The organism is Pseudomonas sp. AP42 (assembly GCF_001728935.1).
Lineage (GTDB): Bacteria > Pseudomonadota > Gammaproteobacteria > Pseudomonadales > Pseudomonadaceae > Aquipseudomonas > Aquipseudomonas lactis.
On record NZ_LYSO01000155.1, the window covers coordinates 1 to 12,382 of the forward strand.

The following is a 12,382-nucleotide window of genomic DNA, read 5'->3' on the forward strand; positions in this document are numbered from 1 at the left end:
CCCACAGGGATCTGCAACCCCTCTGCACATCAAAAATGCCTCACTCCACCCGCAACACAATCTTGCCGATATGGTCCCCACCTTCCATCCTCGCATGGGCCTGGGCGGCGTCGGTGTAGGCGTAGACCTGGTCGATAATCGGCAGGCAGCGCCCGGCACTGAGTACCGGCCACACATGTTCGCGCAGTTGCTGGGCAATCTCGGCCTTTTCTTCCCGCGTGCGGGCCCGCAGCAGCGAGCCGGTGATCACCGCTCGTTTGCCGAGGATGGTCAGCAGGTCGACGTCGTTGGCCTTGCCACCACCGAGGAAGCCGAGGATCACCAGGTGGCCGTCCATGCCCAGGGCCTTGAGGTTATTGTTGAGGTACGAGGCGCCCATGATGTCGAGGATCACGTTGACGCCTTTGCCATCGGTCTGTTTGGCGATGACCTCGGCAAATGCCTGTTCGCGGTAGTTGATCGGCTCGGCACCGAGCTTGGCAATCGCCGCGCATTTGTCGGCGCTGCCCGCCGTGGCGAATGCCTGGATGCCGAACTCCTGGCAAAGCATCAACGCGGTGGTGCCGATGCCGCTGGTGCCGCCGTGGATCAAGGCGCGCTGGCCTTTGCGGGCACCGCCGAGACCGAACAGGTTGGCCCAGACCGTAAAGAACGTTTCCGGCACGGCAGCGGCCTGAATCCAGTCCATGCCTGCGGGGATCGGCAGCGCCTGGCTGGCCGGCACCGCGCAATACTGCGCATAGCCGCCGCCATTGGTCAGGGCGCAAACCTTGTCGCCCAGGCTGTATTCGTTCACGCCAGTGCCCAGCGCCACCACTTCACCGGCCACTTCCAACCCCGGAATCGGGCTCATGCCGGGCTTCATCGGGTATTTACCCGCGCGCTGCAAGGCGTCTGGGCGGTTGACCCCGGCGGCGTGCACGCGAATCAGAATCTCGCCCGGCCCGGCCACCGGTACGTCGGCGCTGCGCGGCTGCAAGACCTCGGGCCCGCCAGGGGTGGTGATTTCGATCAGGGTCATTTCTTGGGGGAGCGTCATGGAAAAGTTCCTGTAGCGATGAGCGTATGGGTTGGGACCGTAGCGCGGGGTCGGCAGTTCAGCAAGATCATGCCGGGTTCTTCGGGCAATGCAAACGCAGGATTTCAGCACAAGCCTGCAAGTGCGGCGACGCGGTGTTGGACACACTGACTGTCGGTCATTTTCGACGCAAACAGGTGGCATATGAACCAAGCAAGAAATCAGGACATCGGGCTGTTGTTTCTGCGGGCCAGTGGGGCATTGTTCCTGCTGTGGGTGCATGGGTTGCCCAAGTTGCTGCACTACAGCGAACAACTGAAGCTGATCGAAGACCCCTTTCACCTGGGCGCGTCTATCACCTTGCTGCTGGCGATTTTCGCCGAGGTGCTGTGCCCGTTGCTGATCATCGCGGGCGTGCTGGTGCGCCTGGCGTGTCTGCCGATCCTGGCGGTGCTGGTGATTGCGTTGCTGGTGGTGCACCCGGAATGGACGCTGTTCGAAGGGCAGTTCGGTTGGCTGCTGCTGATCATCTTCACCAGCGTGCTGATCGCAGGGCCAGGGCGGCTGGTGTTGAGCCAGCGCTTTGCCTGAAAAAAAAGGCCGGGTGAACCCGGCCTTTTGCCTTCTGTAGGAGCGAGCTTGCTCGCGAAAAACTCATAGGCGCCGCGTTCATTCAGCAAGCACGCGTTATCGTTGACGTTCTTCGCGAGCAAGCTCGCTCCTACAAGTGCATCGAGGTATCAGCGGTTCAGGAACGCCAACAGGTCTTCGTTGAGCTGTTGAGCGTGGGTCACGGCAAACCCGTGAGGCGCATCCTTGTACACCTTCAATTGCGCGCCCTCGATCATCTGCGCCGCGACTTTGCCGGTGCTGTCGAACGGCACGATCTGGTCGCCGTCGCCATGGATCACCAGGGTCGGCACGTTGATCTTGGCCATGTCCGGGCGGAAGTCGGTTTGCGAGAACGCGGTGACGCAATCCACGGTGGATTTGAGCGACGCGAGCATGGCGATCTGCAGGGTCTGGCTGAGCACGCCCTCTGAAACGTGCTGGCCTTTATTGAGACCGAAGAACGGCGTGTTGAAGTCGCTGATGAACTGCGCACGATCCTTCAACAGGCCGGCCTTGATGCCATCGAACACCTCGCCAGGCACGCCTTGGGGGTAATCGGCTTGCTGGCCGAAGATCGGCGTGACCGCGCCCAGCAACACCAGGCCGGCGACACGGGCACTGCCGTGGCGGGCGATGTAGCGCGCCACGTCACCGCCACCCATGGAGAAGCCCACCAGGGTCACGTCCTGCAGGTCCAGGTGTTCGATCAACTGGGCGATATCGTCAGCGAAGGTGTCGTAGTCGTTACCGGTCCATGGCTGGTCCGAGCGGCCAAAGCCACGACGGTCGAACGCAATGGTGCGAAAGCCACGGCTGCTCAGGTATTCCATCTGGTATTCCCACATGTCCGCATCCAGCGGCCAGCCATGGCTGAACAGCACGGGCTTACCGCTGCCCCAGTCCTTGAAGTAGATCTGGGTACCGTCTTTGGCAACGAATGTGCTCATCTGAAACTCCTTGCAGGGCTGAAAAAGGGCGGTGAAAAAACCGTATCACTATTGCCGTAAACCGGGGCCCAGGCTTGTATGGGTGTGCTTGTCTCACCAACTGAACTTGAGCTCCATGCCCAGGTAATTGCTGTCGTGCCCACCGGCATCACGCAGGGGCTGGCCAACCGCGTAGTGCACCGCCTCGACCGCACCGCTGAGGTTGGGCGTAAAGGCGTAGTCGGTGCGCAGTTGCCCGTAGGCGCCGGTCCAGCGCTCACCTTGGCCCGCCGTGCCCGCCACGGCCAGGTTGGGCTGGGTGTAGACGGCGTCTGCGGTGGTCTGCCGCCACAGCAGGCCGACAGCGGTTTGCACGCTGAGCTTGGCGATGGGCTTGACGGTAATCGACGGCTTGACGTGGATCAGGTTGCTGTAGCCGGTATAACCCGCCAGGGAAAAGTAATAGCCATTGGGGAACAGCGGGTTGAAGGTGCCGACCCGGCCGTCATGGGCCTTGCGGTCACCGGAGGCGATATCCAGTTGCAGGCCGATACGCGGCTTCCAGGCCAGCGTGTCAAAGGTGTAGCCGGTGCGGCTGCCACCGGCCCAGGCGCGAATCGTCTTGCTGCCCACCGAGCCGCGTTGCAGCATGGCTTCGACATCCCAGTCGAACCCCTGGGCTGCGCCACCGAGGCGGGCGTCCAATAACTGTCGGGTCTCTTCGCCGTCGGCATCCAGGTAATGGGCGGCGCTGCGCTCGTACACGCCGTAATAGGCCGACAGCTCATTGGTGCCGCCCACCAGTCGCTCGACCCGCAGCATGTGGAAGCGCGCATCGCTGTTGGACTTGTCGTCGAAATGCCGGCCATCCTGGTACTGCACCGGTTGGCTGGCGATCCCGATAAAACGCCATTGCGGCGTTTCCCAGTCCGCCCACAACGCATCGAAGGACTGCCGCACATTCGGGCCGTCCCGTGACGAGATGAAACGCTGCAAGTCGAAGGCGAAATCCTGGCGGCCAGCCCGAGCCTTGAAGGTGCCGGCGTTGAAGGTCTTCACGTATTCGGCAAAGGCCAGGCGCAGGTCGACGCGGTTCTGGTCGGCACCGCCAATCGTAGTCTTGTCATAGGCCCGCACGTCTTCCAACTGGGTGAACAGCCGCCAGTTTTCGTTCAGGTGCAAGTCGGCGTGCACCTGAAAACGCTGGATCAGGTAGCGGTCACGCGGTACATCGCGCACGCCGAACCCGCTGGCGTCGTTCATCTCGAAGCGTTCACGCAAGGTTGCGCCCAACGACAGGTAGGTGAACGGGTTGGCCGCGGACAACGGGATGTACTTGAGGTTGTCCAGCGGTTGCGTGCGCAAGGCCGGGTCCTTGAGCACCGACCAGTCTTCCTGCCAACGGTTGGCCTTGATCGCCGGGCGAACCGGCTGGTCGTCGGCCTGCACGCTGCCAGCAAGCAACGGCCACAACACAGCCAGGCTCCAGCCTGCGTGACGCATCATTTTGCCGCGCTGAGTTGGTGGATTTCTGCGACATAACCGCCTGGGAACTCCACCAACGCACTGCGCCGACCTTTGCTGTCGAACGCCGGCACCAGCACTGTGGCGCCAGAGCCAGTGGCCTTGCCCAGGGTGGCGGCGAGGTCGTTGACCTGGTAACCGGTGGTGTCGTGGCCGAACGGGTAGGGCAGTTGGCCGTTGGTGACCAGCACCGCCATGCGCCCGAACGGCGATTCGATATCAACCCGGCGGTAGTGGCCGCCGGCCTGGCCGACATCAACCCCTGGGGCGTGCTTGTCGTCGCTCAACACCTTGCCGTGGGAGAAACCCAGGAACGCCTTGATAAACCGCTCGGCGCTGTCGTTGGACACATACACACGGTTTTCCGGCACGGTCTCGAAGGCGGCGTAATCCGGGGTCTTGGTGTGCCAGTACAGCTGCATGTTCACGCCGCCTGGCCATTGCACCACGGCGTCACGGCCGATGGGGTCGGGGAAATCGCTGACGATCACGTCGGCGCCATTTTCCCGCGCGGCCTTGAGGGCCACGTCCATGTCCTTGACCAGATAGCCGTTGCGTTCCTGGCCGAAGGGGTGGGGGACGGGGGTGGTAAAGCCGAACAACGACACGGTGCCCGCCGGGGTCTGGAGCAATTGCGAGGTGGTGCTGCTCGGCACCGGCAGCACGTTGACCACGACCTGGGGCGTGCTTTTGCCGCCGAAGGTGGCGAGGAAACTCTGGGCAAAACGGTCCACATCGGCCGGTGCCACATAGACATGGCTGGTGTCGTACTGCGGTGCCACGGCCACGCTTGGGGTGGCGGCGAACGCGCTGTTCATCATCGCACTTGCCAGCAGCGTCAATGCCAGCGATACCTTGGTTGTTGTGTTGCCCATGCCCGTTCTCCAGCGCTTCTGAGGGTTTGAAAGCGGTGAGGTTAGGGGGGGCAGGGTGGTGGGGGATTGTATGGACGTGCTCGGTTGAACGTTTCAGCTACCTGACGCACCTCAATTTAAATGTGGGAGCTGGCTTGCCTGCGATGACGGCGTGTCAGTCACTGCATCTATGACTGCACGACCGCTTTCGCAGGCAAGCCAGCTCCCACATTTGATCTTCGCTGCTTTGGGCATTGCGGTCAGGCCACCATAATGATCTTTGACACCAATTCCACCACCGTCTTGGCCTGGAGTTTCTTCATCAGCCGCGCCCGATGCACCTCAACGGTGCGGTGGGAGATTGCCAGGCGCAGGGCGATTTCCTTGGATTTGAAGCCGTTGACGATGTGCATGGCGATTTCCCGCTCACGGGGCGTGAGGTCGCCGGTGCCCTGGTGCATGCGGTCCAGGCGTTCGAAGTGCCAGATCATCAGTTTGAACGGGTCTTTGGGCGTGAGGGTGTAGCCGTGGGACTTGGCCCAGAACACTTCGCCGTTGTGGTGCTGCATGAAGCGTTCATCGGAATAAAAGCCATTGTCGCTGTCGAGCAGCCAGTCATGGCTGCGCTTGCCGATGGCGTGGTAGTCGGCCTGGGACGGGTAGATCAGCAGGGTCAGCTGGTTGACCAGCGCGTCGCGCGTATAGCCGAACAGCTTCAGGAAAGCGTCGTTGCAGTCGAGTATCACGCGGTCGCTGGTGACGATCTGCGGGGCAGGGGACAGCTTGAACGCCAGGCGTTCGAGGTCGGGAAATTGCTGGGCTAGCGCGGTCATGGGGCATCCTGCCTCGTTGTTCAATGCCCTGGCTCGCTACTTACCCGTGTAAGTAGTTACACGAATTGGCGCACGATCAGGGGTGGGTCATTGTAAGTAAAGTCCGAATCAAGAACAGAAGAAATTGATTATGCCTGCTGATTGCGTCTCCATTGTTGCCGCTGGTCACTCCCGTTTTGGTCGCCTGGAAGGCACGACGCTGGAAGACCTGATCGTCCAGGTGACCCGGGAAGCCTTGAGCGACGCCGAGATTGACGCGTCGCAAATCGATGCGTTGTTCCTCGGTCATTTCAACTCGGGGCTGGTGCCCGATGGGTTTGCCGCTTCATTGCTATTGCAAGCCGACCCCGGGCTGCGCTTCAAACCCGCCACCCGCTGTGAAAACGCCTGTGCGTCCGGCTCGGCGGCGATTCAGGCGGGGGTCAATGCGATCCTCTCCGGCAGTGCTGAGCTGGTGCTGGTGGTGGGCGCCGAGAAGATGACCCACACCAGCACCGCTGCGGTCACCCAAGCCTTGGCCGGGGCCGGTTACCAGAACGACCCGGCCGAAGCCGGCCTGAGTTTCCCCCAGTTGTTCGGCCGCGCTGCGCGCCAATACGCCGAGCGTTACCACTGCCCGCTGGGCTCGATGGCGGCCATCGCCACCAAAAACCACTCCAACGCCATGGCCAACCCGCTGGCGCAGATGCATCGGGAGATGAATTTCGAGCACTGCAATAACGTGTCCCAAAGCAATCCGTTCGTGGCCGACTCCCTGCGCCTGACCGATTGCTCGCTGATCAGCGACGGCGCCGCTGCGATCATCCTCGCCTCGCCCAAACGTGCGCGGGCGTTTCGTCGTGAGGTGCAAATCCGCGCAATGACTCAGGTCAACGACACCTTGCCGATCGCCCAGCGCGACATCCTGGCCTTTGAAGGGCCGCAACGCGCGATCCATGCAGCGCTGCGCGGGGCGAATGTGACCCTGGCTGACCTAAATTTCGCCGAGGTACACGACTGCTTCACCATCGCCGAGCTGCTGATCTACGAAGCCATGGGCCTGGCGCCCAAGGGCGAAGGCCATCGCGTGCTCGACAGCGGCGTGGTGCGCTCCGGCGGGCGCTTGCCGGTGAACCTTTCCGGCGGGCTCAAGGCCAAGGGGCATCCCGTCGGCGCCACGGGGGTGTCCATGCATGCCCTGGCGTTCCGGCAATTGACCGGCGAGCCGATTGGCCTGGCGGTGCCCAACCCGGAGTTCGGCCTGGTGTTCAACATGGGCGGCATGGCGGTGGCCAACTACGCCTCGGTCCTGCAGGCACGCCGGAGCTGAGCCATGAACATTGCCAACTGGCTGCACGACACCCAGCGCCGGGCCCCGCAACGCCCGGCTTTGTTCGACGGCAGCGTGCTAGTGGCCGACTACGCCACCTTCGCCGCCCACGTTCGCCAACGCGCCGCGCAGTTGGTGGAACAGCATGGCCTGGTGCCGGGGGACGCCGTGGCGCTGCTGATGAAAAACAGCTGCGACTACCTGGAACTGCTCTACGCCATTTGGTGGATGGGCGGGGTGGCGGTGCCGATCAACGCCAAGCTGCACCCCAGCGAAGCGGCGTGGATTGCCGATAATGCCGAGGCGCAGTTGATCTTTACCGACGGCGGCCAAGTGTTTTCATCGCGGGATTTGCCCGCGCGTTGCACCGAACTGGACGGCCACCCGCTGCCGCCCAGCCATGGTTGGCCGACCCTGGAACAGCCAGTGCCCCGTCAGGATCACGACCTCGCCTGGCTGTTCTACACCTCGGGCACCACCGGGCGCTCCAAGGGCGTGATGCTGTCCCACGGCAACCTGATCGCCATGTCGCTGTGCTACGCCACGGATGTCGACGCGGTGAGTGCCGACGATGCGGCGCTGTATGCCGCGCCCATGTCCCACGGCGCCGGCCTGTACAACTTCATCCATGTGCGCTGCGGCGCCCGCCATGTGGTGCCGGCTTCCCATGGCTTCGATGCTGCCGAGCTGTTCGGGCTGGCAGAGCAGATGGGCGATGTGTCGCTGTTTGCCGCGCCGACCATGGTCAAGCGCATGGTGGAGCAGGCGCGGCGCCAGGATTATCACGGCGCTGGCATCAAGACCATTGTCTATGGCGGCGGGCCCATGTACCTGGCTGACCTGCGCGAAGCGGTCGACACCTTCGGCCCGCGCCTGGTGCAGATCTACGGCCAGGGCGAGAGCCCGATGACCATCAGCGTCTTGCCCCGCGCCTTGATCGCCGAGCGCCAGCGTCCCGACTGGGCTGCCCTGGCCGCCTCGGTGGGCCATGCGCAAGCGTGTGTGGAGATTCGCATCCTCGATGCCGAGCACCAGCCACTACCCACCGGCCAGCGCGGTGAAATCGCGGTGCGTGGCGCTACGGTGATGCAAGGCTACTGGCGCAACCCCCAGGCCACGCGCCAGACGCTGGTGGACGGTTGGCTGCTGACTGGTGACATCGGCTACCTAGACCCGGCCGGCTACCTGACCCTCACGGACCGCTCCAAGGACGTGATCATCAGTGGCGGCAGCAACGTGTACCCCCGTGAAGTCGAGGAAGTGCTGGCCCAGCATCCCGAAGTGTTTGAGGTGTGCGTGGTGGGCGAGCCGGACGCGCAATGGGGTGAGTCGGTGGTGGCCTTCGTGGTGACCCGCAGCGGCCAGCCGCTGGACGAAGGCGAACTCACCGCATGGTTCCTGGCGCGCATGGCCTCGTTCAAAAAACCGAAAAAATATGTGTGGCGCAGCGACTTGCCCAAGAACAGTTACGGCAAGATTCTCAAGACCGACTTGCGGCATTGGCTGCAAACCGCGAGTATCGCCGCGCTTTAACATGGATCGATAATCAGACAAGGAGTCCCCACGATGGGCAATCCCGCACAAGACACCGTCCGCAAGCGCCGCCGTGCGTTTCTGGGCGCCACCTCCGGCCACTTGATCGAGTGGTACGACTACGGCGTGTATGGCTTTCTCGCGGTCTATATCGGCCAGGCGTTCTTCGTCTCCGATGACCCCACCACCAGCCTGTTGGCCAGCTTTGCCGCGTTTGCGCTGAGCTTCTTTATCCGCCCCTTGGGTGGGCTGTTCTTCGGCCCGCTGGCGGACAAGATCGGCCGGCGCAAAACCCTGATCATGGCGCTGGTGATGATGACCGGCTCCACGGTGATGCTGGGCCTGTTGCCGACCTACGCCAGCCTGGGCATCGCCGCCCCCGTCCTGTTGATCCTGGTGCGCTGCGTGCAGGGCTTCTCGGCGGGCGGCGAAATCGGCACCGTCACCAGCTTCATCTCCGAATACGCCGGCCCCGGTCGCCGCGGTTTTGCCACCTGCTGGCTGATGGTCACCGCCGTGCTGGGCTTGCTGCTCGGTGGCGCTGTGGCCAACGGCATGACCTGGGTGCTGGGCGCCGAGGTCATGCAGGAATGGGCCTGGCGCGTACCGTTCCTGATCGCCGCGCCCCTGGGCTTTATCTCCATGTACATCCGCCTCAAGCTCGAAGACAGCCCTGAGTTCCTGGCCCTGCAACGTGCCGGGCAAACGTCGCGGGCGCCGCTGCGGGAGGTCTGGCAGTGGAAGCGTGCGATTGCCCTGGTGTTCTTTATCATCACCTTGCACAGCTCGATCTTTTACCTGGTGCTGACCTTCGCCTCGACCTACATGGCCAAGATCCTCAAGTTCGACAGCGGCACCACCTTGCTGTACGTGTTCGTCGCCAGCTTCTCGGCGGCCTTCGTGATGCCGTTTGGCGGAGCCTTTACCGATAAATACGGGCGCAAGCCGTTCCTGATGGTGATCGGCACACTGGCGACCCTGGCGATGTTCTGGCTGTTCAAATCCGCCCCGACCGCCACCCCGGCGACCTTCTTCGCGCCGTTGATGGCGGTGGCGATTTTGTTCGGGCTGTATGCGTCGTCGACCTATGCGCTGATGAGTGAACTGCTGCCCACGCGCATTCGTTCCACCGGGATTGCGGTGGCCTATAACGTGCCGGTGGCGGTGTTTGGCGGCAGTGCGCCGTTGATTTCCACCTGGTTGATCAAGGTGACGGGAGACATTACCTCGCCGTGGTATTTCTACGTGGCGACCGGGGTGGTGTCGTTGCTGGCGTTGGTGGTGTTGCGCAAGGACGATTTTGTCGCCAGCGCTCACTCGACAGCCGTGCCTGCCAATACTGCGTTGGCCTGACTCACGAACACCCTGTGGTACGGAACTTGCCCTAACTCCCTGTAGGAGCCAGCTTGCTCGCGAAAAACTCAAAGGCGCCGCGTTTACTCAGGCAACACGCGCTATCGTTGACGTTCTTCGCGAGCAAGCTCGCTCCTACAAGAGAATCGCCATGCCGGCCACCCGCTTGACCCTGATCTGCCACGCCCTCACGCCCCTGCAAAAGCAGGGACGTTTCTCTGATGACGAATCCGTCACGATAGACTGGCAGAGCGCGGCCCTGTCCCTGGCCGGACGCTACAAACAACAGGCACGCCTGCTGTGCGGCCCCGAGGCCAGAACCCGCCAGAGCGCGGGCTTGTTCGGCGATAACGCCCAGGTCGACCCCGCCTTATGCGACCTTGATGTAGGTGCATGGAAAGGCCAGCGCATCGGCCAACTCGACAGCGAAACCTTGAACACCTGGGCCACCGACAGCACCAGCGCAGCCCACGGCGGCGAGTCGGTGGATCAGTTGTGCATTAGGGTCGGCCAATGGCTCAAATCTCTTGAAACCCACCCCGGCCATGTTATCGCTGTGACCCACCCGTTCGTCATCCGTGCGGCGATGCTGTCCGCGATGCAGTTGCCTGTCTCGATGTTCTACCGGATCGACGTCGAGCCATTGTCCGTCACCGAGCTACGCTTCAACGGCGTGTGGCGCTTGCGCCTGGAAACTTCCGCCTGATTCCCGGAACATGGCAAAATCGACGCCCCGCACTGAGAGCACCCCATGAAACGCATCCTGATCATCGGCATTGGCGCCGGCAACCCTGACTACATCACGATGCAGGCCGTGAAGGCGCTGAACCGTACCGACGTGTTCTTCCTGATGGACAAGGGCCAGAGCAAGGACAAGCTGATCGACCTGCGCCGGGAAATCTGCGACACCTACATCACCGAACCCGGCTACCGTTTTGTCGAGGCCGACTGCCCGGAGCGGGTGCGCGGTGAAATCGACTACACCACCGCCGTGCAAGACCTCAACCGCGATAAGCAGCACACCTTCGAGCGCATGATCAACGAAGAAATGGCAGACGGCGAAGTGGGCGCGTTTCTGGCCTGGGGTGACCCGGCGCTGTACGACAGCACCATTCGTATCTTGCAGGCGATTCTTGCCAGTGGCCGTTGTGTCTTCGAGTTTGAAGTGATCCCCGGCATCACCAGCGTGCAGGCCCTGGCGGCGCAGCATAAGGTGCCGCTCAACCGCATCGGCAAGTCCATCGAAATCACCACCGGGCGCCGGTTGGCAGCGGGGCAGGCGAGTGATGCCGATACTCTGGTGGTGATGCTCGACGCCGAAGATTCCTACCGCAGTGTGGCAGATCAGGACCTGGATATTTACTGGGGCGCTTACCTGGGTACGCCGGACGAGATCCTGATCAGCGGCAAAGTGGCGCAGGTGGCAGAAGAGATCGAACGGGTACGCAAGGCGGCGCGCCTGGAAAACGGCTGGATCATGGACACCTATTTGTTGCGCAAACCCTGAGGTAAACCCGATGCTCAAACAGCTTGCCTTCGCCTTGGCCCTGGTGGCCGGCGCCGCTCATGCCGATAGCGGCTTGCACACCGACTTGCCGTTGTCCTACCTGGAACAGACCCAGGGCGATGCGCGCAACCAGCCGCTGGTGATCTTCCTGCATGGTTTTGGCAGTAACGAGGAAGATTTGTTTGGCATCAAGGACGCGTTGCCGTCTACCTGGACCTACCTGTCGGTGCGTGCGCCGCTGCCGGTGGAGCCGCAGGGTTATCGCTGGTTCACCAAGACCGATGAGCCTGAGTACAACGGCGAGACCGACGAACTGTTCAGCAGCGCCCGGCTGATCAAGGACTTTGTGCTCAAGGCCACCGCCAAGTACCACACCCAAAGTGATCGGGTGTTCCTGGTGGGGTTCAGCCAGGGCGCGATCATGTCTTACGAGGTGGCCTTGCGTGAACCCGAGTTGGTACGCGGTATCGCTGCGCTCAGTGGCAGCGTGCTACCGGTGCTCAGGTCTGCGCTGAAACCGGATGCGGCGATGGGCAAGCTGGCGATCTTTATTGGCCATGGCACTTTGGATCAGGCGTTGCCCTTTGACTCTGCCAAACGGGCGAACGAGGTGCTGGCGGGGTTGGGGCTCAAGCCGGAGTTTCATCGATACCTGGGGATGAATCACACCATCAGCGCGGCGGAAATCCAGGACTTGAAAGCGTGGCTAGAGAAAAGCCTGAAGTGAAATGCGCTTAAAAATGTGGGAGCTGGGTTGCCTGCGATGGCGGCCTCCCAGCCTACGGCTATCTACCTGACACCCCGCTGTCAAACTTGTGGGAGCGGGCTTGCTCGCGATGGCGGCCTGACAGGCGACACAGTTGGATTGTGTACATATCCATTGCTGCGGTAACGGCCACCTAGGGTTCCGCTC

Annotated in this window: 12 protein-coding genes; 7 read left to right on the forward strand and 5 right to left on the reverse strand. The window is 62.4% G+C overall.

All coding sequences use genetic code 11. From position 1 onward, the window contains the following. Positions 1-40: 40 nt before the first annotated feature. Entirely contained in the window at positions 41-1,039 is a 999-nt protein-coding gene (locus A7K61_RS28705) for an NAD(P)H-quinone oxidoreductase (protein WP_069558869.1), read from the reverse strand. Between the two features lie 183 nt (positions 1,040-1,222). Between A7K61_RS28705 and A7K61_RS28710 the strand changes: the two genes are divergently transcribed. Next, positions 1,223-1,609, forward strand: a complete 387-nt coding sequence (locus tag A7K61_RS28710) for a DoxX family protein (protein ID WP_047710623.1) — start codon at positions 1,223-1,225, stop codon at positions 1,607-1,609. Between the two features lie 149 nt (positions 1,610-1,758). Here A7K61_RS28710 and A7K61_RS28715 read toward each other — a convergent pair whose 3' ends face one another. The 4 genes from A7K61_RS28715 to A7K61_RS28730 form a co-directional block, all read right to left on the reverse strand. After that, positions 1,759-2,577: an alpha/beta fold hydrolase gene (locus A7K61_RS28715; RefSeq protein ID WP_069558870.1), complete on the reverse strand. Its 819-nt coding sequence runs from the start codon at positions 2,575-2,577 to the stop codon at positions 1,759-1,761. 93 nt (positions 2,578-2,670) lie between these two features. Then, a complete protein-coding gene (locus tag A7K61_RS28720; protein ID WP_069558871.1) occupies positions 2,671-4,062 on the reverse strand; it encodes an alginate export family protein in 1,392 nt (463 codons plus the stop codon). Further along, entirely contained in the window at positions 4,059-4,955 is an 897-nt protein-coding gene (locus A7K61_RS28725) for a VOC family protein (protein ID WP_069558872.1), read from the reverse strand. The genes A7K61_RS28720 and A7K61_RS28725 overlap by 4 nt, the downstream gene beginning before the upstream one ends. Positions 4,956-5,194: 239 nt before the next feature. Further along, complete coding sequence (locus A7K61_RS28730; protein ID WP_003190613.1) at positions 5,195-5,767, reverse strand: LuxR C-terminal-related transcriptional regulator; 573 nt, start codon at positions 5,765-5,767, stop codon at positions 5,195-5,197. 130 nt (positions 5,768-5,897) lie between these two features. Between A7K61_RS28730 and A7K61_RS28735 the strand changes: the two genes are divergently transcribed. The 6 genes from A7K61_RS28735 to A7K61_RS28760 all read left to right on the forward strand — a co-directional run bounded on the left by A7K61_RS28735 (position 5,898) and on the right by A7K61_RS28760 (position 12,196). Beyond that, positions 5,898-7,076 (forward strand): acetyl-CoA acetyltransferase, encoded by a 1,179-nt coding sequence (locus A7K61_RS28735; RefSeq protein ID WP_069558873.1) that lies wholly within the window; start codon positions 5,898-5,900, stop codon positions 7,074-7,076. Between the two features lie 3 nt (positions 7,077-7,079). Continuing rightward, on the forward strand, positions 7,080-8,609 hold the full coding sequence (locus A7K61_RS28740; protein ID WP_069558874.1) for a class I adenylate-forming enzyme family protein: 1,530 nt from the start codon (positions 7,080-7,082) through the stop codon (positions 8,607-8,609). Positions 8,610-8,642: 33 nt separating this feature from the next. Beyond that, positions 8,643-9,962, forward strand: a complete 1,320-nt coding sequence (locus tag A7K61_RS28745; RefSeq protein ID WP_069558875.1) for an MFS transporter — start codon at positions 8,643-8,645, stop codon at positions 9,960-9,962. Between the two features lie 151 nt (positions 9,963-10,113). Beyond that, positions 10,114-10,668, forward strand: coding sequence for a histidine phosphatase family protein (locus A7K61_RS28750; protein WP_069558876.1), 555 nt, complete (start codon positions 10,114-10,116; stop codon positions 10,666-10,668). A 45-nt stretch (positions 10,669-10,713) separates the two neighbouring features. Continuing rightward, a complete protein-coding gene (cobF, locus tag A7K61_RS28755; RefSeq protein WP_069558877.1) occupies positions 10,714-11,469 on the forward strand; it encodes a precorrin-6A synthase (deacetylating) in 756 nt (251 codons plus the stop codon). A 10-nt stretch (positions 11,470-11,479) separates the two neighbouring features. Continuing rightward, entirely contained in the window at positions 11,480-12,196 is a 717-nt protein-coding gene (locus A7K61_RS28760; protein ID WP_044268384.1) for an alpha/beta hydrolase, read from the forward strand. Positions 12,197-12,382 lie beyond the last annotated feature (186 nt).

What these genes read in the sequence shown, in the direction of transcription:
- A7K61_RS28705 (WP_069558869.1), bottom strand. Translation starts at nt 1,039, where the DNA reads ATGACGCTCCCCCAAGAAATGACCCTGATCGAAATCACCACCCCTGGC.
- A7K61_RS28740 (WP_069558874.1), top strand. Translation starts at nt 7,080, where the DNA reads ATGAACATTGCCAACTGGCTGCACGACACCCAGCGCCGGGCCCCGCAA.
- A7K61_RS28715 (WP_069558870.1), bottom strand. Translation starts at nt 2,577, where the DNA reads ATGAGCACATTCGTTGCCAAAGACGGTACCCAGATCTACTTCAAGGAC.
- A7K61_RS28725 (WP_069558872.1), bottom strand. Translation starts at nt 4,955, where the DNA reads ATGGGCAACACAACAACCAAGGTATCGCTGGCATTGACGCTGCTGGCA.
- A7K61_RS28750 (WP_069558876.1), top strand. Translation starts at nt 10,114, where the DNA reads ATGCCGGCCACCCGCTTGACCCTGATCTGCCACGCCCTCACGCCCCTG.
- A7K61_RS28745 (WP_069558875.1), top strand. Translation starts at nt 8,643, where the DNA reads ATGGGCAATCCCGCACAAGACACCGTCCGCAAGCGCCGCCGTGCGTTT.
- A7K61_RS28730 (WP_003190613.1), bottom strand. Translation starts at nt 5,767, where the DNA reads ATGACCGCGCTAGCCCAGCAATTTCCCGACCTCGAACGCCTGGCGTTC.
- A7K61_RS28710 (WP_047710623.1), top strand. Translation starts at nt 1,223, where the DNA reads ATGAACCAAGCAAGAAATCAGGACATCGGGCTGTTGTTTCTGCGGGCC.
- A7K61_RS28720 (WP_069558871.1), bottom strand. Translation starts at nt 4,062, where the DNA reads ATGATGCGTCACGCAGGCTGGAGCCTGGCTGTGTTGTGGCCGTTGCTT.
- A7K61_RS28760 (WP_044268384.1), top strand. Translation starts at nt 11,480, where the DNA reads ATGCTCAAACAGCTTGCCTTCGCCTTGGCCCTGGTGGCCGGCGCCGCT.
- cobF (WP_069558877.1), top strand. Translation starts at nt 10,714, where the DNA reads ATGAAACGCATCCTGATCATCGGCATTGGCGCCGGCAACCCTGACTAC.
- A7K61_RS28735 (WP_069558873.1), top strand. Translation starts at nt 5,898, where the DNA reads ATGCCTGCTGATTGCGTCTCCATTGTTGCCGCTGGTCACTCCCGTTTT.